The sequence below is a fragment of the Streptomyces longisporoflavus genome, from assembly GCF_014649775.1.
Classification (GTDB): domain Bacteria; phylum Actinomycetota; class Actinomycetes; order Streptomycetales; family Streptomycetaceae; genus Streptomyces; species Streptomyces longisporoflavus.
The window spans coordinates 484,090-506,635 of the sequence record NZ_BMTR01000001.1 but is presented as its reverse complement, the minus strand read 5'-3'; the positions used below and the strand labels follow the sequence as shown (position 1 = coordinate 506,635).

20 protein-coding genes are annotated in these 22,546 nt (G+C 70.6%); 6 read left to right on the top strand and 14 right to left on the bottom strand.

All coding sequences use genetic code 11. The features are described from left to right. Positions 1–130: 130 nt before the first annotated feature. The 5 genes from IE226_RS02375 to IE226_RS02355 all read right to left on the bottom strand — a co-directional run bounded on the left by IE226_RS02375 (position 131) and on the right by IE226_RS02355 (position 5,149). Complete coding sequence (locus IE226_RS02375) at positions 131–1,756, bottom strand: flavin-containing monooxygenase (protein ID WP_190079219.1); 1,626 nt, start codon at positions 1,754–1,756, stop codon at positions 131–133. Between the two features lie 73 nt (positions 1,757–1,829). Next, positions 1,830–3,101, bottom strand: coding sequence for an MFS transporter (locus IE226_RS02370; RefSeq protein ID WP_229870342.1), 1,272 nt, complete (start codon positions 3,099–3,101; stop codon positions 1,830–1,832). Then, positions 3,098–3,634, bottom strand: a complete 537-nt coding sequence (locus tag IE226_RS02365) for a glycine-rich domain-containing protein (protein WP_190079218.1) — start codon at positions 3,632–3,634, stop codon at positions 3,098–3,100. The genes IE226_RS02370 and IE226_RS02365 overlap by 4 nt, the downstream gene beginning before the upstream one ends. 59 nt (positions 3,635–3,693) lie before the next feature. Further along, on the bottom strand, positions 3,694–4,920 hold the full coding sequence (locus IE226_RS02360) for a hypothetical protein (protein WP_190079217.1): 1,227 nt from the start codon (positions 4,918–4,920) through the stop codon (positions 3,694–3,696). Between the two features lie 76 nt (positions 4,921–4,996). Continuing rightward, positions 4,997–5,149 carry a hypothetical protein gene (locus IE226_RS02355; protein ID WP_190079216.1) on the bottom strand — a complete coding sequence of 51 codons (153 nt, stop codon included), beginning with the start codon at positions 5,147–5,149 and terminating at the stop codon, positions 4,997–4,999. 501 nt (positions 5,150–5,650) lie between these two features. Here IE226_RS02355 and IE226_RS02350 point away from each other — a divergent pair. After that, positions 5,651–5,788, top strand: a complete 138-nt coding sequence (locus tag IE226_RS02350) for a hypothetical protein (RefSeq protein WP_190079215.1) — start codon at positions 5,651–5,653, stop codon at positions 5,786–5,788. Positions 5,789–5,894: 106 nt separating this feature from the next. Here IE226_RS02350 and IE226_RS02345 read toward each other — a convergent pair whose 3' ends face one another. The 5 genes from IE226_RS02345 to IE226_RS02325 form a co-directional block, all read right to left on the bottom strand. Beyond that, positions 5,895–6,803, bottom strand: coding sequence for a Gfo/Idh/MocA family protein (locus tag IE226_RS02345; protein WP_190079214.1), 909 nt, complete (start codon positions 6,801–6,803; stop codon positions 5,895–5,897). Positions 6,804–6,896: 93 nt separating this feature from the next. Continuing rightward, positions 6,897–8,096 carry an ROK family protein gene (locus IE226_RS02340; protein ID WP_190079556.1) on the bottom strand — a complete coding sequence of 400 codons (1,200 nt, stop codon included), beginning with the start codon at positions 8,094–8,096 and terminating at the stop codon, positions 6,897–6,899. Between the two features lie 48 nt (positions 8,097–8,144). Further along, a complete protein-coding gene (locus IE226_RS02335; protein ID WP_190079555.1) occupies positions 8,145–9,011 on the bottom strand; it encodes a carbohydrate ABC transporter permease in 867 nt (288 codons plus the stop codon). 14 nt (positions 9,012–9,025) lie between these two features. Then, positions 9,026–10,060: a carbohydrate ABC transporter permease gene (locus IE226_RS02330; RefSeq protein ID WP_190079213.1), complete on the bottom strand. Its 1,035-nt coding sequence runs from the start codon at positions 10,058–10,060 to the stop codon at positions 9,026–9,028. Between the two features lie 154 nt (positions 10,061–10,214). Continuing rightward, entirely contained in the window at positions 10,215–11,624 is a 1,410-nt protein-coding gene (locus IE226_RS02325) for an ABC transporter substrate-binding protein (protein WP_190079212.1), read from the bottom strand. Positions 11,625–11,799: 175 nt separating this feature from the next. Between IE226_RS02325 and IE226_RS02320 the strand changes: the two genes are divergently transcribed. Genes IE226_RS02320 through IE226_RS02305 form a run of 4 tightly spaced genes read left to right on the top strand, consistent with a single transcriptional unit; the run spans position 11,800 to position 16,929 of the window. Then, positions 11,800–12,846: a zinc-dependent alcohol dehydrogenase gene (locus IE226_RS02320; RefSeq protein ID WP_190079211.1), complete on the top strand. Its 1,047-nt coding sequence runs from the start codon at positions 11,800–11,802 to the stop codon at positions 12,844–12,846. Between the two features lie 11 nt (positions 12,847–12,857). Then, positions 12,858–13,658: a sugar phosphate isomerase/epimerase family protein gene (locus tag IE226_RS02315; RefSeq protein ID WP_190079210.1), complete on the top strand. Its 801-nt coding sequence runs from the start codon at positions 12,858–12,860 to the stop codon at positions 13,656–13,658. Continuing rightward, the gene (locus IE226_RS02310) at positions 13,655–15,034 is read left to right on the top strand and encodes an MGH1-like glycoside hydrolase domain-containing protein (protein ID WP_190079209.1); all 1,380 of its coding nucleotides are present in this window, start codon (positions 13,655–13,657) and stop codon (positions 15,032–15,034) included. Before IE226_RS02315 ends, IE226_RS02310 begins: the two co-directional genes overlap by 4 nt. Next, positions 15,031–16,929: an amylo-alpha-1,6-glucosidase gene (locus IE226_RS02305; protein WP_190079208.1), complete on the top strand. Its 1,899-nt coding sequence runs from the start codon at positions 15,031–15,033 to the stop codon at positions 16,927–16,929. Before IE226_RS02310 ends, IE226_RS02305 begins: the two co-directional genes overlap by 4 nt. Before the next feature lie 62 nt (positions 16,930–16,991). On the opposite strand, the gene IE226_RS45015 is transcribed toward IE226_RS02305, so the two are convergent. Both IE226_RS45015 and IE226_RS02295 read right to left on the bottom strand, forming a co-directional pair. Beyond that, on the bottom strand, positions 16,992–17,246 hold the full coding sequence (locus tag IE226_RS45015; protein WP_190079207.1) for a hypothetical protein: 255 nt from the start codon (positions 17,244–17,246) through the stop codon (positions 16,992–16,994). A 319-nt stretch (positions 17,247–17,565) separates the two neighbouring features. Next, positions 17,566–18,234, bottom strand: coding sequence for a histidine phosphatase family protein (locus IE226_RS02295; RefSeq protein ID WP_190079206.1), 669 nt, complete (start codon positions 18,232–18,234; stop codon positions 17,566–17,568). Between the two features lie 378 nt (positions 18,235–18,612). Between IE226_RS02295 and IE226_RS02290 the strand changes: the two genes are divergently transcribed. After that, positions 18,613–20,607, top strand: a complete 1,995-nt coding sequence (locus tag IE226_RS02290) for a tetratricopeptide repeat protein (protein WP_190079205.1) — start codon at positions 18,613–18,615, stop codon at positions 20,605–20,607. On the opposite strand, the gene IE226_RS02285 is transcribed toward IE226_RS02290, so the two are convergent. Both IE226_RS02285 and IE226_RS02280 read right to left on the bottom strand, forming a co-directional pair. Continuing rightward, complete coding sequence (locus IE226_RS02285; protein WP_229870341.1) at positions 20,597–21,484, bottom strand: carbohydrate ABC transporter permease; 888 nt, start codon at positions 21,482–21,484, stop codon at positions 20,597–20,599. The two genes, IE226_RS02290 and IE226_RS02285, sit on opposite strands and share 11 nt — an antisense overlap. After that, the gene (locus IE226_RS02280; protein ID WP_190079204.1) at positions 21,481–22,455 is read right to left on the bottom strand and encodes a carbohydrate ABC transporter permease; all 975 of its coding nucleotides are present in this window, start codon (positions 22,453–22,455) and stop codon (positions 21,481–21,483) included. The genes IE226_RS02285 and IE226_RS02280 overlap by 4 nt, the downstream gene beginning before the upstream one ends. Positions 22,456–22,546: the final 91 nt, after the last annotated feature.

Here is a 22,546-nt window from a genome sequence, read left to right as displayed (position 1 = left end):
CGAACCGGACGGAACGCCTCAGACCGCCGTGACCGTACGTGTTGTGCGTATCGTCTCCCGGCGGGTCAGGCAGCGCATATCGAACTCTCGGCAGGCGCTGCGTGGTCCGTCGGCGCGTACGTCATGTACGTCATGAGGCCGTGGCGAAACCGCGGTAGCCGTCCCGGGCGGCGGCATCGCACTGCGCCCGGTAGCGGTCCAGGCCGCCGGTGTAGGCCAGGAACACCCGGGGCTTGCCCGGTACGTTGCCGCCCGTGTACCAGGAGGCGACGGCGGGGTAGAGCGTCAGATCGGCGAGGTCGGCGACGTGCGCGCACCACTCCTTCTCGGCGTCGGCGGTCGCGTCGATCTCGGTGAGTCCGCTCTCTCGCAGGTGTGCGATGCAGTCGGTGATCCACTCCACGTGCTGCTCGATGGCCACCACGGCGTTGCTGAGCACGGACGGGCTCAGCGGACCGAGCACGGTGAAGAGGTTGGGGAAGCCGGACGACAGGAGGCCCAGATGGTTGCGAGGGCCGTCGGCCCACTTCTCGCGGAGCGTGGTGCCGCCCTTGCCGACGATGTCGACGGCGATCTGTGATCCGGTCATGGCGTCGAAGCCGGTGGCGTAGACGATCACGTCGACGGCGTGGTCCCGCTCCGGGGTTCTGATGCCGCTCGGTGTGATCTCCACGATCGGGGTTCTGGTGAGGTCCACGACGCTGACGTGCGGCTTGTTGTACGTGGCGTAGTAGCCGGTGTCCAGGCAGGGACGTTTGGTGCCGTAGGGCAGGCCGCGCGGGGAGAGCGTCTCGGCCGTCTCCGGGTCGGTGACGATCGAGCGGATCTTGGAGCGGACGAACTCGGCGACGGTCTCGTTGGCATCCGCGTCGACGAGGATGTCGTTGTACGTCCGCAGCAGGCCGCTGAGCAGGCCGGACTCCCAGGCCGCCGCGTAGGTGGCGGCGCGCTCGGCGGCGTCGGCCGCCAGGGCGGAGCGGGTGGGCGGCTCGAAGACGGTGCCGCCTCTGGACTGCCGCTGGGCGATCCGGAACTGCGGGTAGCGAGCCTTCAGTTCGGCGTTCTCCTCGGCGGTCAGCGCACGGTTGTGTGCGGGAAGCGCGTATACCGGGGTGCGCTGGAAGACGGTGAGCGCGGCGGCCTGCTGGGCCAGGAGCGGGATGGCCTGGACGCCGGAGCAGCCGGTGCCGATCACCGCGACTCGTTCGCCGGTGAGGTCGACGCCCTCGTGCGGCCAGTCGGCGGTGTGCAGGGCGCGGCCCCCGAAGGAGGCGGCGCCGGGTATGTCCGGCTCCTTGACGGCCGACATGCAGCCGGTCGCCAGGATGACGAAACGGGCGGTGAACCGCTCCCCCGTGTCGGTGCCGACCTGCCAGAGGTGGCGGTCCTCGTCGTAGACCGCTCGGGTCACGCGGGTGCGCAGGGTGATGTCCTGCCGCAGTCCGAAGCGGTCCGCGACGTGCCGGAGGTAGCGCAGCAGCTCCGGCTGCGTCGCGTACCGCTCGCTCCACTCCCACTCCTGGTCCAGTTCGGGCGAGAAGGAGTAGGAGTACGACGTGCTCTCGATGTCGCAGCGCGCGCCGGGGTAGCGGTTGCGGTGCCACGTACCGCCGATGTCGTCGCATGCCTCCAGGACGCGGACCGACAGGCCCAGTTCGCGCAGGCGGTAGAGCTGGTACAGGCCGGAGAAGCCCGCTCCGACCACGATGGCGTCGAACTGCGGGACGGTGGGCCGGGACGGGGGGACGCTGGGCATGCCGTTCTCCTGACGGGTCACTGGGGTCCGTGGGGCCTGCGAACGCCTCTGCCTCGCACGCCCCGGGCAGGCGTCAACTCTCGGTCGGGCGTGGGGCGGTGTTTTGCGGGCGAGCGGCACGGGCCGTGAGGGGTATCACGGCGAGCGCGAGCACTCCGCCGCAGACGGCGAGGAGCGGATATCCGCCGCCTGCCACGACGAGCCCGGAGACCAGGCCGCCGGTGGCTCCGGCGAGCGACATTCCCACGTCGACGAGGCCTTGCGTGGAGGCGCGTGCCTCGGCGGGTGCGGCCTCGGTGACCATGGCGGTGCCGCTGACGAGCGCCATGTTCCAGCCGACGCCGAGCAGCACGAGCGCGGTGCCGAGCAGGGTGGTTCCCACGGCTCCGGTGGGCGGTGCGAGGGCGGCCAGGAGTCCGGCGACGAGCAGGACGACGCCGGAGGACGCGGCCACGGGCAGGCTGCCGGACCGGTCCACCGCGAGGCCGGTCAGGGGCGAGGGCAGGAACATGGCGCCCACGTGCAGGCCGATCACGACCCCGGCCAGCTGTGTGCCGTGTCCGTGGTGGGTGAGGTGCACCGGGGTCATCGTCATGACGGCGATCATCACGAGCTGCCCGCTGATCATCACGGCAGCTCCGGTGACGACCCCGCCGCTGATACGGCGCACGTTCTGCCCGCCGGCTTCCTGTTCGGCGGCCTCCCGGTGTTGGCTGCGGGCGAGCAGCAGCGGGTCGGGGCGCAGCCAGAGCACGACGACGAGGGCGGCGGCCGTATAGGCGACGGCGGCAAGCAGGAAGGGGCCGGTGAGGCGGGGCAGGCCGAGGGAGCCTGCCAGGGTTCCGGTGGGGCCGACCAGGGTGGGCCCGGCCACCGCGCCGAGCGTGGTGGCCATGAGCACGGTGCCGGTGGCCCGGCCGCGTTTCCTGGGCGGTGCGAGGTCGGTTCCGGCGTACCGGGCGAGCAGGCCGGTGACCGTGCCGGCGCCGTACACGACGAGGGCGGCCAGGAGCAGGGGCACGGTGCGTGACCAGGCGGCGACGATCACGCCGACGCTGCCCAGGGCGGCGCCCGCGTGCCCGATGGCGAGGCCCGGGCGGCGTCCCCACCGCCCGGAGATCCGGCCGATGAGCAGGGCGCCGAGCGCGGCTCCCGCGGTGAACAGGGCCACGGGCAGACCGGCGAGGCCGGTGGAGCCGAGCAGGTCCTGTGCGAGCAGCGCGCCGACGGTGATGCCCGCCGCCATTCCGGCGCCGCCCAGGGCCTGGGAGGCGACGAGCACGGTCAGGATGCGGCGTTGCACCTCGGGCCCGGCGAGCTGCGGGGCGTGGGCCGCCGATGTCACGCGGCGGCCCTGTCGGCCGGGTCAAGGGCGGAGATCTCGGCCAGGCTCCTGCCCAGCTCGTGGTGGAGGAAGCGGACGATGGTCCAGTACGGCAGCGCGTCCTCGTCGAAGGGGCCGAACGCGGCGGTGTAGAGCGGGATCCAGCGCAGGGCCTCCTCGGCCGCGACCCGGCGTTGCCCGTCGGCCCGGCCGCCGCCTTCGCCGCCCTGGTAGTCGGTGTAGGCGATGCTGCGGTGGTGGATGAAGTACGCGCCGGGCAGGCGTTGTTCGCACAGTTCCCGGTATTCACGCGTCTGGAGGATGAGGAAGTGCCAGATCTCGTCGATCTCCTGCTCCACCGGCAGGAACAGGCCGCCGAGCCGGTCGGGGTGGCGCGAGACCAGGTACAGATAGCGCAGACACTCACGCACCTGGTGCTCGATGTGGGTGCGGGGGCGTTGCGTCTTCGCGGTGAAGTGATCGACGACCTCCTTGTGCAGTGCGCTGCCCAGGAGGTCTTCGGCGGTGGGGGCGGGAATCGCTGACGTGGTCACGGGGCGGGGTCCTGTTCGGGCGTGAGGGCGAGGGGCGGTCGGCGCAGAGCGCACGCGGGTCACGAGGGACGCGCCAGCCAGACGTACTTGCCGGAACGGCCGATCGGCAGGTCGGCGCGGTGCTCCAGGGTGCAGACGCGGCCGGTGAGTTCACCGACGGACTCTTCGAGGTGCGCGGTCTGCCCGGCGTCGAGCGGGGCGCGGTCGAAGGTGGTGTAGCGCAGGATCGCGTCGTCGGAGGTCTCGGACAGGCTCAGTTGGGCGAGGAAGACGCGGTCGGTCGCGTCGTGGACACGGGCGTCGAGGTCGGCCTGGGCGACGGGTCCGCCGGGCGTGTCGAGCAGTTCCTTCTCCCGGCCGCAGAAGGCCGCGATGCGCTCGGGGTCGGCGGAGCCGTCGGTGGTGCGCACGCAGTCGCCGGAGCGGTAGCGCACGAGCGGCATGAAGGGGTTGCGCAGGCTGGTGACGATCAGGCAGTGGATGCCGCTGCCGGGGGTGACGGGGATGAGCTCGATGCTCATGTCGTCCAGGTGGGGCCGGTAGCGGCCGGTCCGGGGGTCGCTGGAGTAGAGGTAGCCCAGTTCGGTGCTGCCGAAGAGGTCCACGACGGGGCAGTCGAAGTGGCGGTGCAGCAGGGCGCGTACGTTCAGCGGGGTGTACTCGTAGGCGTGGACGATGCTGCCCGGCTGCGGGAACTCGTCCCACAGCCCCCAGTCGTCCACCTTCTGGACGAGGTGGGCGAGGTGGTAGGCCGAGCAGTCCAGGTGATAGGTGCCGGTGGGGTGGGCGTCGCTGACCTCGCGGATCTCGGCGAGCATCCGGCGGACCTCTGTCCGGTCCCAGTCGGCCGGGTCGAGGGTGTTGTTGAGGTAGAGGGTGCGGTCGTCGAGCCAGCGCTCTCCCGGCGTCGCGCCCGGCTTGCGGGCATTGACGCGGGCGACGTGCTCGGTGGCGAGCACGGTGGTCAGGGAGATGCGCTTGGCGCCCGCTTCCCAGGTGGCGCGCAGGTCGGGGTGTTCGCTCCACAGCCGGTAGTAGGAGCGGAGCAGGAAGTACGGCGGCCGGATCAGCTGCATCCGGGCGTGGTTGGTGCCGGTCGACAGGACGAACTCCGCCTGGCCCGACTCCAGCGCCGCGGCGAGATCGGGCGTCATCCAGTTGTCCGGGAAGCCGCGGGCGATCTCGGTCTTCTCCAGGATCGGGAAGTCGCCCCGGGCGGCGGACGCGCGGTAGATGGGGATGTCCCGGACCCGGTCGACGACGTGCGGGCTCGGCAGCGGGCTCATGTGTGCTCCGGGGGGTGGCAGGCCGGGGCCGCCGCCGAGAAGGGACGGCGGCGGCCCGGGCGCGGGCGGGCGTGAGTCAGGAGATGCAGCCGCTCTTGCCGGCGACGCTGATGCAGCCGGACTTGGGGGCGGCGCTGATGCAGCCGTCCTTGGCGCCCTGCGCGGAGTTGGCGGCCACCCACTTCGACCAGTTGGCGTCCTGGGTCATCTGCTTGATGAGCTTGTCCATCACGGACCTCCTCGAGTGCCGGGGAATTGCGGACCGGGCAACGAAATGGATCTTCGTCGACCGCGCAACGAACGTAAAGATCAGGTCAATCGCATGTCAAGGGATGGTCAAGGAGCCTGGCTCGAAATGACCACTCGCCTCCCTCGCCCGACCCCGCCCGGGACGCAACAAATCGCCGCGTGCGCCCCCCGCCCGGCCTCTCCGCCTGCACTATTTCGACCTCCGCCGCACGGAACCCCTGCGCACCGTCACGCCTGTGCCGTTTCGCCCTATCGGATCAAGGTGGCCTGACTCCCCACGCTCCGCGTCCGACTCCGCCGTCACCCTGCGCGGGACACCGCTCGGCACGACTACGGCTTGCGGCACCGAGGCCAGGTGAGATATTCGATGGAATAAGCGGCCCCCGGCCCCGCCCCGACAAGTCCGGCGCCGATCCGTCCGCTCGCCCCGAACGTCAGGGAGTCGTCTGGTGGATGACCGCGCACAGCAGCACGACCCGCGGTGGCGTCCGTGATGCGGCTCGCCCTGTATCTCCCCGGAGCGGGCGCTCTCCCGCGTTGGCTGCAGATCACGGTCGCCGTCGTGGTCATCGGCTCGATGGCCACCCGCATCTGGCTGTTCATCCGCCGCCGTAAGTGACTACGCATCGCGGGCGGAAGGGGCCGAGACCAAGGCAGGCGGCCTGGATCCAGATGCCGGTCGAGGCGGCCGGCTATGCCGGCTTTCGTGCGCCCTCGGGCAGCCGTCAGCTCTGCGCCGCCCACGCCAGGAGCTGCTGGATGCGCAGCCCGCGCCGGGCGTCGATCGGCGTCGAGCGGCCGCTGCGTACCGCCTGCGCGAACTCCCGGCGCAGCACCGGCCAGCACTCCTCGTGGTCCAGTTCCGCCGTGTCGTAGACGAGTTCGTCGCCGGGGCCGAGCAGCTCCACCCTGGTGCGGGCCCGCGGCAGTTGTACGGAGCCCGAGAGCGAGGCCTGGCTCACCGCGCCGTTCTCGTGTTCGCAGGTCAACTCGATCCAGCGGCGCGGGTCTCCGGTGGAGCGGATGGAGGTGACGGGGCCGACAACCGTGTCGAGGAGGTCGAGCAGGTGCGGGCCCAGGTCGAGCAGGGCGCCGTGCTCCATGCGCCAGGCGGTGGCGAAGTCGCCGCCGAGGAAGGCGCCGTGGAGGTAGCAGGACCGCGCGCCGGTGACCTCGACGTGCTGTGCCGCCTCCAGGAAAACGCGGGTGGCCGGGTGGTACCGCTTGGTGAGGACCAGTTGGGAGACCACGCCTGCCTCTTCCACCGCGTCCGCCACGCGCCGCGCCCCGGCGAGGTCCGGGGCAAGGGGCTTCTCGAGCAGCAGCGCCTTTCCCGCCTTCGCGGCGCGGGGCGCCAACTCGGCCTGGACCGCGGGGGGTACGGCGAAGGCGATCGCCTCGCAGCGGTCGAGGAGTTCGTCGAAGCTCGCGGCGACCGCCGCGCCGTAGGGTGCCGCGGTCTCGGCGGCGGCTTCCGGGCGGCGGGCCCACACGGCGGCCAGCGTGGTCTCGGGTCCGGCGGCCAGCATCCGCGCGTGCATGACGCGCGCCCACGGCCCGGCACCGACCAGGCCGACCCGCAACGGGGCGTGCGCCGGGTCCGGCGAGGGGCGGGAGCTGCTGTCATCGCTCATGGGAGTTCTCCGTGTATGCGGGGTGCTGGTGTACGGGCGCCATGCCGCGCTGCCTGCGCGGCCGGCTCACTCGCCGGTCGGGAGGCACCGGCGTCAGGTGGCCATGGCGTCGAGGCGCGCGTCCGCGCGATCCGGCGAGTAGAGGTGTTCCACGACCATCTCGCCCGCGCCCATCAGGCCGGCCCGGTCACCCAGTTGTGCCGTGACGACGTTCAGGTTGGCGGTGGTCCGGGGCATGGCGCGTTGGTAGAGGAGTTCGCGTACGCCGGTCATGAAGGGCGCTCCGGCGAGGTCTCCCGCGAGCATCAGGACGCCGGGGTTGAGCAGGGTGACGACGGTGGCCAGTACCTCACCGACGCGCTGGCCCGCCTCCCTGGCCAGGCGGATGGCATCGGGCTGACCGTCGGCCAGGTGCTGGTGCACGCCCGAGCCTGAGGTGGTGGGGATGCCGAGTGCGGAGAGCTGTCCGGCCAGGGCGCGGCCGCTTGCGACCGCGGCCAGGCAGCCGTAGGAGCCGCACATGCACAGGGCGTCGGGCCGGTCGTGCAGCCGGATGTGGCCGATGTCGCCGGCGCCGCCGTCGATGCCGCGGTAGACCTCGTCGCCGACGACAACTCCCGCGCCGATGCCGGTGGATGCCTTGATGAGCAGGAAGGCCGAGCAGTCCGGGTGGCCCGCCCGGTGTTCGGCGTAGGCCATGAGGTTGGCGTCGTTGTCGACGAGGACGGGCACCGGGCCGGGCTCCAGCGAGCGGCCGACCTGCTCCGCGTACGCCGTCTGCATCTGTTCCCGGATGGGGAAGCGGTCCCAGCCCGGCATGATCGGCGGCTGGATGACCTGGCCCAGGTCGAAGTCGACGGGGCCGGGGACGGACATGCCGATGCCCGCCACCTTGCCCGGCTCGGTGCCGGCTTCGGCGAGCAGGGGCAGGAACCAGCCGGCCAGGGTGTCCAGGACCTTGGCCGGGCCGTCGGTGACGAGGACGGGCCCGGAGGTCTCGGCAAGGACTTCGCCGGCCAGGTCGAGGACGGCGGCCCGCGCGTGCCGGGTCTCCAGGTCCACCGCCAGGACCACCGCGTGCGAGGCGTCGAACTCCAGGAGGGCGGAGGGCCGTCCGCCGGTGGAGGCACCTGCGGTGTCGCGCAGCCAGCCCGCGCCGAAGAGCTGGTCGAGGCGCAGGCCCACGGTGGAGCGCGACAGACCTGTGGCGCGCAGGAGTTCGCTGCGTGTGGTGGCCTCGCCGCTGCGGATGAGCTGCAGCAGGTGGCCCGGGCTTGCTTGGTTCGCCGGCATCATTTCCCCGTCTCTGGATTCTCGCGGGACCGCGGGAGCCCGTACCCGTCAACTCTTGTCGGCGCCGCTGGTCAGGCCCTCGGTCAGCAGGCGTTCCGCGGCGAAGAACAGAAGTATCACGGGGATGGTCAGGACCACGGACCCGGCCATCAGGACGGTCTTGGAGACCTCGATGCCGTTGGACAGTTGGGCAAGTCCCAGGGAGACCGTCCATTTCTCGGGGTCGGCGGCCAGGAAGAGCAGCGCGAAGAGAAACTCGTTCCACGCGATCATGAAGACGTACAGGCCGGTCGCCATCAGGGAGGGCAGGGCCAGCGGCAGGATCACCTTGCGCAGCGCCTGGAGCCGCGAGCAGCCGTCGAGTGCGGCTGCCTCCTCGATGGAGTACGGGATGGTCACGAAGTAGTTCTTCAGCATGTAGATCGAGACGGGCACGGTCTGCGCCACGTACACGATGGCGAGGCCCGCGAGGCTGGAGGAGAGACCCAGCTTGGCGAACATCACGAAGAGCGGGACGGCGAGCAGCGTCGCCGGGAACATGTAGACGGCCAGGAACATCGCGCTGATCTGGCGGTTGCCGAAGAACTTCAGGCGACTGATGGCGTAGGCGCCGGGCACGGCGGCGATGAGCGTGAGGGCGACCGTGCCGAGGGAAACGAGTGCCGAGTTGAGCAGCAGTTGCAGGAATCCCTGGCCGCCTTCGGACTGGGGCTTCAGCACGTTCTCGTACGTGCTGAGGGTGAACTCCTTCGCGGAGACCCACAGGGAGCCGGGGTCGAGCAAGAGGGAGTCGATGGACTTCACCGACAGGAGCACCATGTAGTAGAAGGGCGCGATCGTGATCACCGCGAGGAAGGCGATGACGACCCACCGCAGGACGCCGAAGAGGCGCTCCTCGAACTGGGTGCGTGTCATGGACAGCGGCGACATCACGACTCCTCCTGGACCTTCTTGCCGAAGAACTTGAAGTACAGGCCGAGCAGCACCATGAGGACGGCGGCGAGGACGAGGGCCTGTGCGGCGGCGGCGCCGACGTCGTAGCGCGAGGTGAGGAAGTCGTAGACCCGCACCGCGGCGACCTCGGTGCCCGCTCCGCCATTGGTGAGCAGGTAGACGTCGTCGAACTTGTTGAACGTCATGATGAAGCGCAGGACACACAGCAGGGCCATGACCGGCATCAGCTGGGGCAGCAGGATGTGCCGGAAGCGCTGCAGGGGTGTGGCGCCGTCGACCTTGGCGGCTTCCTCGAGTCCGCCTGGCACGGCCTGGAGGCGGGCGAGGATGAAGAGGAAGGCGAAGGGGAAGTAGCGCCAGGTCTCGAAGGCGATGACGGTGAGCAGCGCCAGGGGGATGTCGAAGTGCGCCCCGAGCAGGCCGACTTCGTACTCGCGCGTGGAGAGGAACGCGATCGGGTCGTCCCAGCCGAAGAGGGAGCGGCCCCATTCGTTGACGATGCCGTACTGGGGGCTGAGGGCGACCTCCCAGACGAAGGCGACGGCGACGACGGGTGCGACGTAGGGCAGGAGCATCGCGCCGCGCAGCAGGCCGCGCCCGCGGAAGGGGGTGCGCAGGGCGAGGGCCGCGATCAGGCCGAGCACGACGGAGCCCAGGGTGGCGCCGACGGTGTAGACGAGGGTCGTGGAGAGGCTTGACCAGAATCCGGCCGAGCTGAAGACCTGGGTGAAGTTGTCCAGGGTCCAGTTGCCGAGCAGACCCATGTCCTGGATGTCGACGAGCTTGGCGTTCTGGAAGGCGAGCAGCACCGTCCACAGAATGGGCAGGATCACGACGACGAGCACGACCACGAAGGTGGGGGTGACGAAGGCGAGTCCGGCACGGTTCTCGCGGCCGGTGGCGCTCGGCGGCCGTGACTTCTTGCGCTGCCGCTGCTCGTCGGCCGGTGGCGGCTCGGGGGTGGTGGCTGCGGTGCGGCGCTTCGTCGCGCCGCTCTGGGCAGTGCTCATGGGTCAGTTCCTCGGGGTGCCTGGGTGCGGGCCGTCGGCTGAGGGCGGCGTTCGGTGGGGCGGCTGAGGGTGAAGACCGACTGTGCGGCGGTTGCCGGTGAGGGCTGCCGATGGGGGGGTGCCGGTGGGGGGTGGCTGTTGGTGGCCGCCGGGGCTAGCGGAGGGATTTCTGCAGGGCGGCCACTTCGTCGCGTGCCTCGCGTGCCGCCTCCCGCGGGGAGCTCTGGCCGCTGGTCATGGCGCCGATGGCCTTGGGCACGGGCAGTTCGCCGTTGGTCGCGCCGACGAGGGCTCCCTCGCCCTGGCTGATGCCCCAGCGGCGCATATTGCTGACGCCGTCGGCGAGCCGGTCGAGGAGCTTGTCGGAGAAGACCCGGTTCATGGGCTCGCGGCGGTCGACGCCGAGGTCACTGGAGCGCCAGGCGTCCAGGTACTTGCCGGGGTCGTCCGCGGTGCCGCCGCGTACGGGAATCTTGCCTTCGGGAGCCATACCGAACCAGTCCTCGTAGCCGGCGCCCATCATGTACTCGATGAACTGGCGGGAGGCGTCGGTCTCCGCGGTCTTGGTGGTGACCCAGGAGGTGATCTCGCCGAACTGGGCGGGCTTGGTTCCCGCCGGGCCGCCAAGGGCGGTGGTGATGCCGGTGTTGTCGGCCAGGAAATTACGGTCATCGCGGCACTCGGCGCAGCTGGGCAGGGCGTCCTTGCGCAGTCCCGCGAGCTCGTCGAGGAGGAAGGAGGACCAGATGACCATGGACGACTTGCCCGCGAAGTAGGTGGCGCGGGTGGAGTCCACGGTCTGGGTGCCGGGCGGGCCGTACTGGTCCGCGAGGGTGGCGTACGTCTTGAACGCCGTGGCGCACTGCGGCGAGCCGAGGTCGATCTGCCCCTTGTCGTCGACCAGTTGGCAGTTGTTGGCCAGGGCCAGGCCCTCGAAGCTCTGCTGGGTGAAGACGTCGCTGGGGTCGGTGGCGGCGGAGATGCCGTCGCGGCCCTTGGTGGTCAGGGCTTTGGCGGCCTTGAGCAGGCTCCGGTAGCTGTCCGGTGCCGGCAGGTCCGCCTGCTTCAGCTGGTCCTTGCGGTAGGCGAGGAGCTGGAGCCAGGCGTCGGAGGGGACTGCGAGCCGGGTGGCGCCGTCGGAGGTGAGGTCGAGGGCGTTGGAGTTGAACGTGGAGCGGCCGAGCTTGTCGACGATCTGGCGGGGGATGTCGGTGTTGAGCAGGCCGTTGCTGTACATCTGCCAGGTCTGGCCCATCGGGGCCGCGCCGATGACGTCCGGGAGCTTGCCGGACGCCGCTGCGGACATGATCAGCTGAGGCATCTGGGCCTCGTCGACGCCGACCAGATCGACCTTGACGCCGGTCTTCTTCTCGAAGCGGTCGATGATCTTCTCGGTGGCGTCGACGCGCGGGGTCAGGTTCTCCTGCGACCACACGGTGATGTGCCGGTCGGCCTCGGCAGGGCCGCTCTGGCTGTCACCGGCGCAGCCGGCCAGCGCCGCCATTCCCAGTGCCGCCGCGAGACCTGAGGCGATCACCTTCGATCGGCCGGTCCTCATGCGCATGTTCAGTCCTCATCGACTCGCCGACTTATGTCTACCGGGCACACATCTCAGCACCTCTTTTGCTTGTTGACAAGACATAAGTAAGAGATAGTCTCGACATATCCGGGCGTCGCCGCGCCCCGCAGCGCCCCGGATCCCAGCTCTCACCACACTCCCGAGCCCTCGGAGCCTTTTCGTGGAACGCGTCGTCCAATTCACCGGCCCCCGTCAGGTCGAGGTGGCCGAGCACGCCAGTGCCCCGCTGCCCGCCGGACATCTGCGGGTCCGCACCCTGTACTCGGGCATCTCCGCCGGCACCGAACTCACCGCCTACCGCGGCACGAACCCCTACCTGACCCGCACCTGGGACCCCGGGGCCCGGCTCTTCCGCGAGGGCGCCGCCGGCATCGAATACCCCGTCGTCGGATGGGGCTACTCCGAGGTCGGCGAGGTCACCGAGGTCTCCCCCGAACTGGTCGCCGCGCCCGCGATACCCGCCGTCGGGGACCTGGTGTGGGGCATCTGGGGCCACCGCAGCGAGGGCATCGTCCCCGCCGAGCGCATGGCGGGCCACACCCTGCCCGCCGGTCTCGAGCCCCTGGCCGGTTCCTTCGCCCGCGTCGGCGCCATCGCCTACAACGCGGTCCTGTCCGCCGACATCCACCTCGGCGAGGACGTCGCCGTCTTCGGGCAGGGCGTCATCGGCCTGATCACCACGCGGCTCGCCCAGCTCAACGGCGCCCGCGTCACCGCGGTCGACGCCATCGACGGACGCCTCGAAACGGCGAAGAAGTACGGCGCCCACAGCACCCTCAACGCCCGCACCGACGCGGTCGCCGAGCAGATCCGCGAGGCCACCGCCGGAGCGGGCGCCGACGTCGCCATCGAGATCAGCGGCGTCCACCCCGCCCTCCAGGAAGCGCTGCGCTCCGTCACCGTCGGCGGCCGCGTGGTGGCGTCCGGCTTCTACCAGGGCGACGGCATCGGGCTGCGGCTCGGCGACGAATTCCACCACAACCGCGCCCAGTTGATCTGCTCCCAGATCGGCGGCGTACCCCCGCAGCTGTCGCACCGCTGGAGCGTCGAGCGGCTCCAGCAGACCTTCCTGCGGCTCGTCGCCGAAGGCCGGGTCGACGTCGAGTCCCTGGTCAGCCATGTCATCCCGGTCGCCGACGCGGCCGACGCCTACGTCCTTCTCGACGAGCGCCCCGCGGACGCTCTTCAGGTCGTCCTGGAATTCTGAGAGAGGCCCCCGTGTTCAAGACCGCCGCACAGGAACAACTGCTCCCGGGCGACACCCTTCAGCAGAAGTGGGAGTTCGCACAGGCCGCCGGATACGACGCCATCGAGCTGCGCGCCAAGGGAGACCTGCACTTCGCCTCCCGGCTGCCCGAGCTGAAGCAGGCCCTCGCCGACGGCGTCGTGATGCCCACCGTCTGCGTCGAGATGCTGCACTTCTTCGGCGCCTTCGACCCCGACCTGCGCCGTGACGCCATCGCGCAGATGAAGTCCCAGCTCACCGTGATCGCCGAGATCGGCGGCAGGGGCGCGCAGACCCCAGCCTCGTACGGCATGTTCTCCACCCGGCTGCCCCCCTTCGAGGCCCCGCGCAGCGCCGAGGAGGACCGCGAGGTCCTGCTCGCCGGCCTCACGGAGCTGGGCGAGCACGCCAAGAGGGAGGGAGTCCAGCTCTACCTGGAGCCCCTCAACCGCTACGAGGACCACATGGTCAACCGCCTCGAACAGGCCGCCGACCTCCTTGCGACCGTGGGCCTGGACTCGGTGAAGATCGGCATCGACAGCTACCACATGAACATCGAGGAGGCGGACCCCGCCGCCTCGATCCTCAAGTACGCCGACTACATCGGCCACGCCCAGGTCTCCGACTCCAACCGCTTCCAGCCAGGAGCCGGACACCTCGACTGGCCGGCCTGGCTCTCCGCCCTGCACGCCATCTCCTACGACGGCTACCTCGCCGCCGAGTGCCGCCTCACCGGCGACCCCGTGGACGCCGTCCGCTCCATCCCGGGCTTCCTGCGGGGTGCCGGAGCATGACGGCCCTTCTCGGCGACACCGTGGTGGGGCCCGGCGCCGGCCCCACCACCGACCCCGGCGGCGCGGGCCTGCGACGCGGCGCGGCCCGCGTCCTGCTCGGCAACTGGACCGGCACCGCCACCGTGCCCTCGCGCACGCTCTACCCGCACCAGTGGAGCTGGGACTCGGCCTTCATCGCCATCGGCCTGCGCCACCTCTCCGTGCGCCGCGCCCAGCGGGAGCTGGAGACACTCCTGGGCGCCCAGTGGGGCGACGGACGCATCCCGCACATCGTCTTCAACCCGTCGGTACCCCTGGACGCCTATTTCCCCAGCCCCGACTTCTGGCAGTCCTCGCGGGCAGGACGCGCCGCCGGTGCCCCGCCGGCACCCGAGACATCAGGCATCGTGCAGCCACCCGTGCACGCCCTGGCCGCCTGGCTGGTGCACGAGGCCGACCCGGCCGAATCCGCCCGCCGCGGCTTCCTCGCCCGGGTCTACCCGCGCCTTGCCGCCTGGCACCGCTACCTGACCTCCCGGCGCGACCTGGGCGGACACGGGCTCGCCGCGACGGTCCACCCCTGGGAGCCGGGCATGGACAACAGCCCGTGCTGGGAAACCCCCCTCGCGCGCATCGAACCCGCCGCGCCCGGATCGTTCCGCCGCGCCGACCTCGACCACGGCGCCGCAGCCGACCGCCCCACCGACCTCGACTACGGACGCTACGTCCGCCTCGCCGTCGACTACCGCGAGTCCGGCTACACCGACCGCGCCGGAACACACGCCTTCGCCGTCGAGGACCCCGCCGTCAACGCCCTGCTGATCGCCGGCGAACACGCACTCGCCAGGATCGCCCTGACCCTCGGTGCCGATCCCGCCGAGCACCACGAGCGGGCACGAACACTCACCACCGCACTGGTCGACCGACTGTGGGACCCGGCCTCGGGCATGTTCCTCGTCCGGGACCTGGTGGGCGGCGAACTGATCCCCGAACGCAGCGTCTCGGGCCTGATCCCGCTGATCGTGCCGGGCCTCCCCGCGCCGATCACCGACAGCCTCGTCGCCACCCTGGGCAGCCGGCACTTCCGCACCGACGCCACCGCCCTGGTGCCCAGTTACGACCTGGCCGGGCACGCCTTCGACCGCTCCCGCTACTGGCGCGGACCCGCCTGGTTCAACACGGCCTGGCTCATCGAACGGGGCCTGCGTCAGTACGGAGCCGCCGAGCAGGCCGACCGGCTGCGCGCCGCCTTCCTCTCCGCCGCGGGCGCATCGGGTTTCGCCGAGTACGTCGACCCGTACACCGGCGAGGGCCGCGGCACCCGCGACTTCGCCTGGACCGCCGCGCTCGCCCTGGACCTGTCCCGGCCGCCGCACAGCAAGGAGAGCACCCGATGACGGACTCCGAGCGGGTCCTGCTCGTACGCGACGGCACCTTCGTCTCACTTGGCTCCGACGGCGCTATCAACGGCGGCGCGGGGTCGTCACCCGAGGGACTCTTCCTGCGCGATGCCCGTCACCTCAGCCGCTGGCAGCTGACCGTCGACGAGACGCCTCCCGCCGTCCTGGCCGGCGCGTCCGAGGGGCCGGGCGCCACCTGTGTGCTCACCCCGGCGGGCACCCGCGACGAGCCGCCCGCGTACACCGTCTTCCGCGAGCAAGCCGTCGAAGCGGCCGTGTTCACCGAACGGCTGCGGATCGTCAGCAACCGTCCGGACGCCATGACCGCCCGCCTCGCCCTCTGGGTCGACGTGGACTTCGCCGACCAGTTCGAGCTGCGCTCCGACCACCGCACCTACCCGAAGCCGGACGCCGCTCATACGGTCGAAGTGACGCCGCGGGGCGTCGAGTTCGGCTATCGGCGGGGTGACTGGCACTCCCGTACGTCGGTCGTCGCCACTCCCGCCCCCGACGAGACGGCGGCCGGGTCCGACGGCACCGCCCGCTGCCTTGTCTGGTCGGTGCGGCTGCCCGCACACGGACAGGCGGAGGTGAATCTGCGGGTCGAGGCACACCCGTCCGGCGGCACACCGCAACCACTTCCGACACCAGCAGGCCAGTTGCCTGAACTCCCGCAGGCCGAGGGCGATTTGCTGCGGGCCTGCACACAGGGCCTGGCCGACCTGGACCTGTTGCGGATCACCGCCACCGGCCCGGAGGGCGAACCGGTGTCCGTGCCCGCCGCGGGCATCCCCTGGTTCCTCACCCTCTTCGGCCGGGACTCCCTGCTCACCTCCTACTTCGCGCTGCCCTACCGGCCCGACGCGGCGGCAGGCACCCTGGCCGCGCTGGCGGCCACCCGGGGCACGGAGTACGACGCGTTCCGCGGCGAACAGCCCGGCCGCATCGTGCACGAGGTCCGCCACGGCGAGCTCGCCCACTTCCGGCAGGTGCCCTACGGACGCTACTACGGTTCCGTCGACGCCACCCCCCTCTTCCTCGTCCTGCTGCACGCCCACGCCGAGGCCACCGCCGACAGCGCGCTCGCCGCACGCCTGGAACGCCACGCCCGTGCCGCGGTGGACTGGATGTTCACCGACGGGGGCCTCGACGAGCACGGTTACCTGGTCTACGAACCCGACCCCAACGGCCTGGTCAACCAGAACTGGAAGGACTCCGCCGGCGCCATCTGCTTCACCGACGGCACCCAGGCCAAGGGCCCGGTCGCGGTGTGCGAGGCACAGGGATACGCCTACGACGCCCTGATCCGCACAGCATCCCTGGCCCGTACTACTTGGCACGACCCGGCGTACGCGGAGCGGCTGGAGACGGCGGCCACCGCCCTGCGCACCCGCTTCCACCAGGACTTCTGGATGCCGGAGCAGGGCTTCCCCGCTCTCGCCCTGGACGGCGAGGGCCGACAGGTCGACGCGCTCGCCTCGGACGCGGGTCACCTCCTCTGGTCCGGCATCCTCGACCAGGAGCACGCGGAGCGGGTCGGCCGGCGGCTGCTGCGCCCTGACTTCTTCACCGGCTGGGCGATCCGGACCCTGGCCGCCGGGCAGACCCCGTACCACCCGCTCTCCTACCACCGCGGCAGCTGCTGGCCGCACGACAACGCGCTCGTGGCGCTAGGGCTCGCCCGGCACGGCCTCACGGAGGAGCTCGCGACGCTGACCCGTGGTCTGGTCGACGCGGCAGCACACCACGCCTACCGACTGCCGGAAGTGATGGCGGGCTACGACCGCTCCGAGCTGCCCGAGCCGGTCCCCTACCCGCACTCCTGCTCCCCCCAGGCGTGGGCGGCGGCGACACCGCTCGCGCTGCTTACGGCACTGCGCGCAGGCAGCTGAGGCTCTCCCCCTGAAGCGCCCGCGCCCCCCAAGACCCGTGCCGTGGTGCACCGCACTGTGCATCACGGCACGGACAGAGCCGGGGCCGCCGGACACCTGACGTTCCGGCGGCTCCGGCAAGAGCCGGGCATCCGCGCACTCGTGAAGCCCTTCCCCGGCACGGCTAGGGTGTCGGCGGCGGACGGGACCGCGTCGAACTGGATGCGTCCGTCGCGGCCGACCAGCCGCATCTGCTGACCCTCGGGGCGGGCCCCGGCCAGGAATTCGTTCTGCAACCCGGCCGCGCGAAGGGCCCGTTGGCCGGATTCGGGCTGCATGTCGAGACTTCCGCCCTGGTCGTGTGCGGTGCGGGAGGCGTCAGCGTCGTGGACGGTGGCGGTCTCCGTCCTCTCGACTGGCTGCCGTAGTCGGATTGTTCTGCGGGCGGCTTGTGGCCTGTGGGGCCCGGCCTCCTTCAGCGGGACCTCCTACTGGAGTGCGGCCGGCGATCCCTGACCTGAGTTCCGAGGGCTCTGCACACCGATGGCCCTGAAACACGGACGGCTGTACGCGCGCTGCAACGTACAGCCGTACAGCACAGGCATTCACCGATCGCAGCCGCCGGTAGGCGGACGGCGGCTGCGGAGCCGCCATACCTCAGACAGCCGGAACGGTCGCCTCGCCCGCCGGACCGCCGTCCTCCTCGGGTGCGTCTCCTTCCGGGCCCAGCGGGCGTCCCTCCCACAGCAGGGCCCGCCAGCCCTCTTCGGGCGAACCATCGAGGACGACCACGCCCGTGTTGCCCAGCGGATGGCTCGCCGAGTACGCGACATCGACGTTGACCGCACGGGCGGCCACCCACATACGGATCACGGCGCCGTGGCTGACCATGGCCACCGTCTCGGCTCCCGTCGCGGCCGCCTCGGCGACGACGGCGTCAAAGCGCCCCAGCGCCTCCACACCGTTCTCGCCACCGGGCATGCGGCGCTCGGTGTCGCCCGCGGACCAGGCGAAGGCGGCATCGAGATAGGCGGTGGCGGCCTCATGGTCGCCGCGCATCTCCAGATCGCCGGCGATCAGCTCCCGGATCCCCTCCCTGACCCTGGGCTCAAGCCCCTTCGCGGCAGCCAGCGGCGCGGCGGTCAGCTGCGTCCGCAGCAGCGTGGAGACATACAGGGCATCGATCTTCTCCCCCGCCAGCGCCTCCGGCAGCGCAGCCGCCTGGTCCTGCCCCAGCGGCGTCAGCCCCGGGCCGGGGGCCCCGGTGTCCAGGAGGTGCTTGAGGTTGGACGGGGTCTGACCATGACGGATGAGCAGCAGGCGCATGCGGGAAACTACCTCCACTGGACGGAACAATCTCCTCCACTGTGCCACCAGAGGGACCCGAGGCGACGCCCTGCCGAGCGGGACGGCTTCACCGAGCGGCAGCCCGCCACCACACTGGGGTCAGCTCACTGCGAAGGCGCAGGGCATGAGGTCGGGAGCCTGACGTTGTGGGGATTCTTGCGACCGTGGGTCGTCCTGGTCGCAGTGGCGGCCGGGGCGGGCGTGACAGGAGCAGCAGTGTGGTTACCGGGCTGGGCCACGGCTGTCGTCGCGGCAGCGGGCGCGGCCTTGACCGGAGTGTTCACCGCTGAAGCCCAACACGCACTGGCCCTGCGCCGCCGACTTCCCCGGGCGCATGGACGTCTCAGGCCGTCCCGCGTGCGGGACGTCTTGGACCCCATCGCTCTCGGCGTTCACCCCGCCGCGGTTCGCGGTGGCTCAGTAACCGCCGCAGACCGTCTGCCCGACTTCGTCCGCAGAGACAGGTTCGATGACGTCAGACGCCGCATCGCCGCAGGTGGCTTCCTCCTGATCATCGGTGAATCGACGGCCGGCAAGTCGCGGCTGGCGTTCGAGGCGATGAAAGTCGCGGCACCCGAGCGCAGGTTCTTCCACGCGCGGCCGACGCAGGACCTGCGGGCATTGACGGAGCAGGTGGCCGCCACCCGCGCCTGCGTGGTGTGGTGCGATGAGTTCGATCAGTTCCTGCAAGCAGGAGGACTGACCGCGGACATGGTCACCACCATGCTCGCCGGGCCACGCCGTCACGTTTCTCTGATCGCCTCGATGCGCAGCAGGGAATTCGACCGGTACAGCGCCCGACGACGCGACGTGACAGAGGCCGCTACCTGGCAGGCTGGCCGCGAAGTACTCCTCATGGCACATGATCCCGTCGAGCTGGACCGCCTGTGGACCCGGCGTGAAGTGCGGCTGGCGCGATCTTCCGTGGACGACCCGCGCGTCAGGGCGGCAACCGAAGGCGCCAGCCGGTTCGGGGTGGCCGAACTCCTCGCGGCGGGGCCCGAGTTGGTTACTGATTGGAAGCATGCCTGGCAGGCGGGCGGACACCCGCGCGGCGCCGCCGTCGTCGCGGCCGCAGTGGACTGCCGGCGCATGGGATTGCACCGTCCGATAGGCGAGGAGTTCCTGTTGCGACTGCACGAGGACTACCTGGCCCGGCGAGGCGGCCCCCTTCTGCGCCCCGAATCCCCGGAAGCGGCCTTCGGCTGGGCCACATCGGCCGTGCACGGGGCAAGCAGCCTCCTGCTCCCGGCGGACGGCGGCTACCTGGCCTTCGACTATCTGATCGACCTGGCCTGGCTGCCCCCGGTCCCCGAAACCAGCTGGCGCGCTCTGCTGGCCACGGCCTCACCCGACGAGTCGTTCGGTATCGGGTGGGCTGCCGTGCACCTGATGCGCACGACCATCGCGGTCGAGGCATTCGACTTCGCACGCCGCAGCGGGGTACCCGAAGCCGAGTACGCGCATGCCGTGGCACTCGGCAACGCCGGCCGCCCCGCGACAGCCGTCCGGGCACTGTGGTCCGCTCTCGAACAGCGCCGCGGCGAGCTCGGCGACGACCACCCCGCGACCCTCGTCGCCCGTAACGACATCGCCCGCTACCTCCTCGAAGCCGGAGACATCGTCCGGGCATCCGACATCCTGGAGCAGCTCGTACCGGACCGGGAGCGCATCCTGGGCGTCGAGCACGAGCAGACACTGGGAACTCGCAGGGTGCTGGCGCGCTCCAGCAGGGAATCGGGGGACTTCGCCGAGTCCGTACGGAGGTATCGCGCGCTTCTGCCGGATCAGGAACGGATCCTGGGCAAGGAGCACATGGAGGTCCTCCTCACCCGACAGGAACTCGGCCGCGCCCTGGGGCTCGCGGGCCACGAGACGGAAGCGCTGGAGGAATTGCGGCGAACGCTGGCAGACCAGGAACGGGTCATCGGCCCGTCCCACCCCCATGTCCTCACCACGCGGCACGAGATCGCTGTCCTCACCGGCCTGACCGGTGATCCCGCCGGGGCCGTCCAGCAGCTCGAAGCCGTACTCGCCGACCAGGAACTCATCCTCGGACGGCACTCCCGGGCCTTGAGCACCCGGCATCAGCTCGCGCGCTTCATCGGGGAGGCCGGCGACCCGGGAACGGCCGCTCGCCGACTGGCGTGCGTCATCGCCGAGCAGCAGGAACTTCACGGCCCCCACCACCCGCGCACTCTGGCGACCCGCTTCGACCATGCCCGCATGGTCGGCCTGTCCACCGGCCGGGACAGCGCCCTCACCCTGTTGGCCGCTCTGGCCGAGGAGTGTCGCAGAGAACTCGGCGACGCCCACCCCCTCACCCTCCGGGTGAACACCGCTACTTCGTAGCCCCCTGCGCAAAGCCGTTGTAGATGTAGCGCTGGAGGAAGAGGAAGAGGAGAAGTGTCGGCAGGATCACGAGGATTGCTCCCGCGGAGATGTTCTCCCAGTGGGCGCCGAAGGGGCCCTTGAAGCGGAACAGGGCGGTGGAGATCGTTCCCTTGTCCTCGGAGGGCATGTAGAGGAACGGGATGTAGAAGTCGTTGTACGTCGTGATGCCCTTGACGATGACGACGGTGGCGATGGCCGGCTTCAGGAGCGGCAGGATGATCTTGCGGTAGATCGTGAAGGTGTTCGCGCCGTCGAGGCGGGCGGCCTCGTCGAGCGAGGTGGGGATGGACCGGATGAACTGCAGGAAGATGTAGATCGACACGATGTCGGTGCCCATGTAGAGCAGGATGGGCGCCCAGTGGGTGTCGAAGAGGCCGAAGCTGTTGACCACCTGGAAGGTCGCCACCTGCGTCGTCACGCCGGGGACCAGCGTGGCGATCAGGAACAGGGCCATGACCGTCCTCTTGAGCCGGAAGTCGAAGCGGTCGATCGCGTACGCCGTCATGGACCCGATGAGCACGGTGCCCGTGATCGAGAAGAACAGGATGAACGCCGTGTTCCCGAACGCCGTGAGCATCTTGCCGTCGTTGAAGGCGGTCGCGTAGTTGGAGAAGTTCAGCCAGTCCCGCGGCAGGCTCATCGCGCCGCCGTCCGTCACCTCGCGGGAGGTCTTGAGCGAGGTGAGGAAGACGACGGCCAGGGGGACGAGCACCACGAGCGAGGCGACGATCAGCGAGAGGTAGGTCAGCGCCGTGCCGACCCGGGGCCGTTTGCCGGGGGCGGTGGTCCGCCTGCCGGAGACAGCGGGCCGGGTGGGCGTGGAGAGCGTGGTCATACGAGGTCCACCTTGTCGTCGGGCACGATCCGGCGCTGGATCCAGGTGACCAGCAGGATGATCAGGAGCAGCACGACGGCGCTGGCCGACGCCAGGCCTGTCTTGTTGAACTGGAAGGCGAGCTTGACCGTCTGGATGACGAAGGTCGAGGTGTCGGTCGCGCCGCCGGTCATGATGTACGGGATCTCGAAGACGGCCAGTGAGCCGGAGATCGCCAGGATGACGCTGAGGCTCAGGACGGGTTTGATGCTCGGCGCGATGATGTGCCGGAACTGCTGCCAGCGGCCGGCGCCGTCGAGTTGCGCCGCCTCGTACAGCTCGCCGGGGATCGACTGGATCGCCCCCAGGAAGAGCACGAAGTTGAGGCCGGTGAAGCGCCACACGGACACCCCCGCGAGGGAGGTGTTGGCCGACTCGGGGTCGCCGAGCCAGGCGTGGTCGCCGCCGACGCCGAACCAGGACAGGATCGAGTCGAGGGTGCCGCCGTCCTGGAAGAAGTAGAGGAAGACGAAGCCGATGGCGACGCCGTTGATGAGGTAGGGGAAGAACAGGATCCCCTTGAAGAGGTTGCGGAAGCGCAGGTCGAAGCTGAGCACCGTCGCGAAGTACAGCGCGATCACGATCTGTACGGCGGAAGCGGCGAGGTAGTAGAAGCTGACGAAGAAGACCCGGAACAGCTCGGGCCGCGTGAACAGTTGGGTGTAGTTCTCGACCCCGGTGAAGTTACGGTCGGGGCTGACCCCGTCCCAGTCCGTGAAGCTGTAATAGATCATGTTGGCCACGGGCACGTAGGTGAACGTGACGAGCAGCGCCAGCGGCGCGAGGAGGAACAGCCACGGAGTGATGCGGCGCAGCGGATGGTCACGCCAGGAACGGGCGGGCCCGGTGCGGCGTTTGGTCCGGCGACGGGCCGCCGCTGCCGGGGGAGGTTCGTGCGACGCCGGCGGCGCGGTGGATGTCGTGTGCGTCATGGCGGGCGGGCCTTTCGTGTTCCGCGACGAGTGAGCAGGCGGTGCGCGACAGCTGGGCGGTCCTGGACCGGGACGGGTCGGCAGGCGTGGG

Excerpts from the sequence above, each read along its gene's own strand:
- IE226_RS02355 (WP_190079216.1), bottom strand. The coding sequence starts at position 5,149 with ATGGACAAGCTCATCAAGCAGATGACCCAGGACGCCAACTGGTCGAAG.
- IE226_RS02375 (WP_190079219.1), bottom strand. The coding sequence starts at position 1,756 with ATGCCCAGCGTCCCCCCGTCCCGGCCCACCGTCCCGCAGTTCGACGCC.
- IE226_RS02325 (WP_190079212.1), bottom strand. The coding sequence starts at position 11,624 with ATGCGCATGAGGACCGGCCGATCGAAGGTGATCGCCTCAGGTCTCGCG.
- IE226_RS02345 (WP_190079214.1), bottom strand. The coding sequence starts at position 6,803 with ATGAGCGATGACAGCAGCTCCCGCCCCTCGCCGGACCCGGCGCACGCC.
- IE226_RS02330 (WP_190079213.1), bottom strand. The coding sequence starts at position 10,060 with ATGAGCACTGCCCAGAGCGGCGCGACGAAGCGCCGCACCGCAGCCACC.
- IE226_RS45015 (WP_190079207.1), bottom strand. The coding sequence starts at position 17,246 with ATGCAGCCCGAATCCGGCCAACGGGCCCTTCGCGCGGCCGGGTTGCAG.
- IE226_RS02360 (WP_190079217.1), bottom strand. The coding sequence starts at position 4,920 with ATGAGCCCGCTGCCGAGCCCGCACGTCGTCGACCGGGTCCGGGACATC.
- IE226_RS02305 (WP_190079208.1), top strand. The coding sequence starts at position 15,031 with ATGACGGACTCCGAGCGGGTCCTGCTCGTACGCGACGGCACCTTCGTC.
- IE226_RS02285 (WP_229870341.1), bottom strand. The coding sequence starts at position 21,484 with ATGACCACGCTCTCCACGCCCACCCGGCCCGCTGTCTCCGGCAGGCGG.
- IE226_RS02295 (WP_190079206.1), bottom strand. The coding sequence starts at position 18,234 with ATGCGCCTGCTGCTCATCCGTCATGGTCAGACCCCGTCCAACCTCAAG.
- IE226_RS02335 (WP_190079555.1), bottom strand. The coding sequence starts at position 9,011 with ATGACACGCACCCAGTTCGAGGAGCGCCTCTTCGGCGTCCTGCGGTGG.
- IE226_RS02340 (WP_190079556.1), bottom strand. The coding sequence starts at position 8,096 with ATGCCGGCGAACCAAGCAAGCCCGGGCCACCTGCTGCAGCTCATCCGC.
- IE226_RS02310 (WP_190079209.1), top strand. The coding sequence starts at position 13,655 with ATGACGGCCCTTCTCGGCGACACCGTGGTGGGGCCCGGCGCCGGCCCC.
- IE226_RS02280 (WP_190079204.1), bottom strand. The coding sequence starts at position 22,455 with ATGACGCACACGACATCCACCGCGCCGCCGGCGTCGCACGAACCTCCC.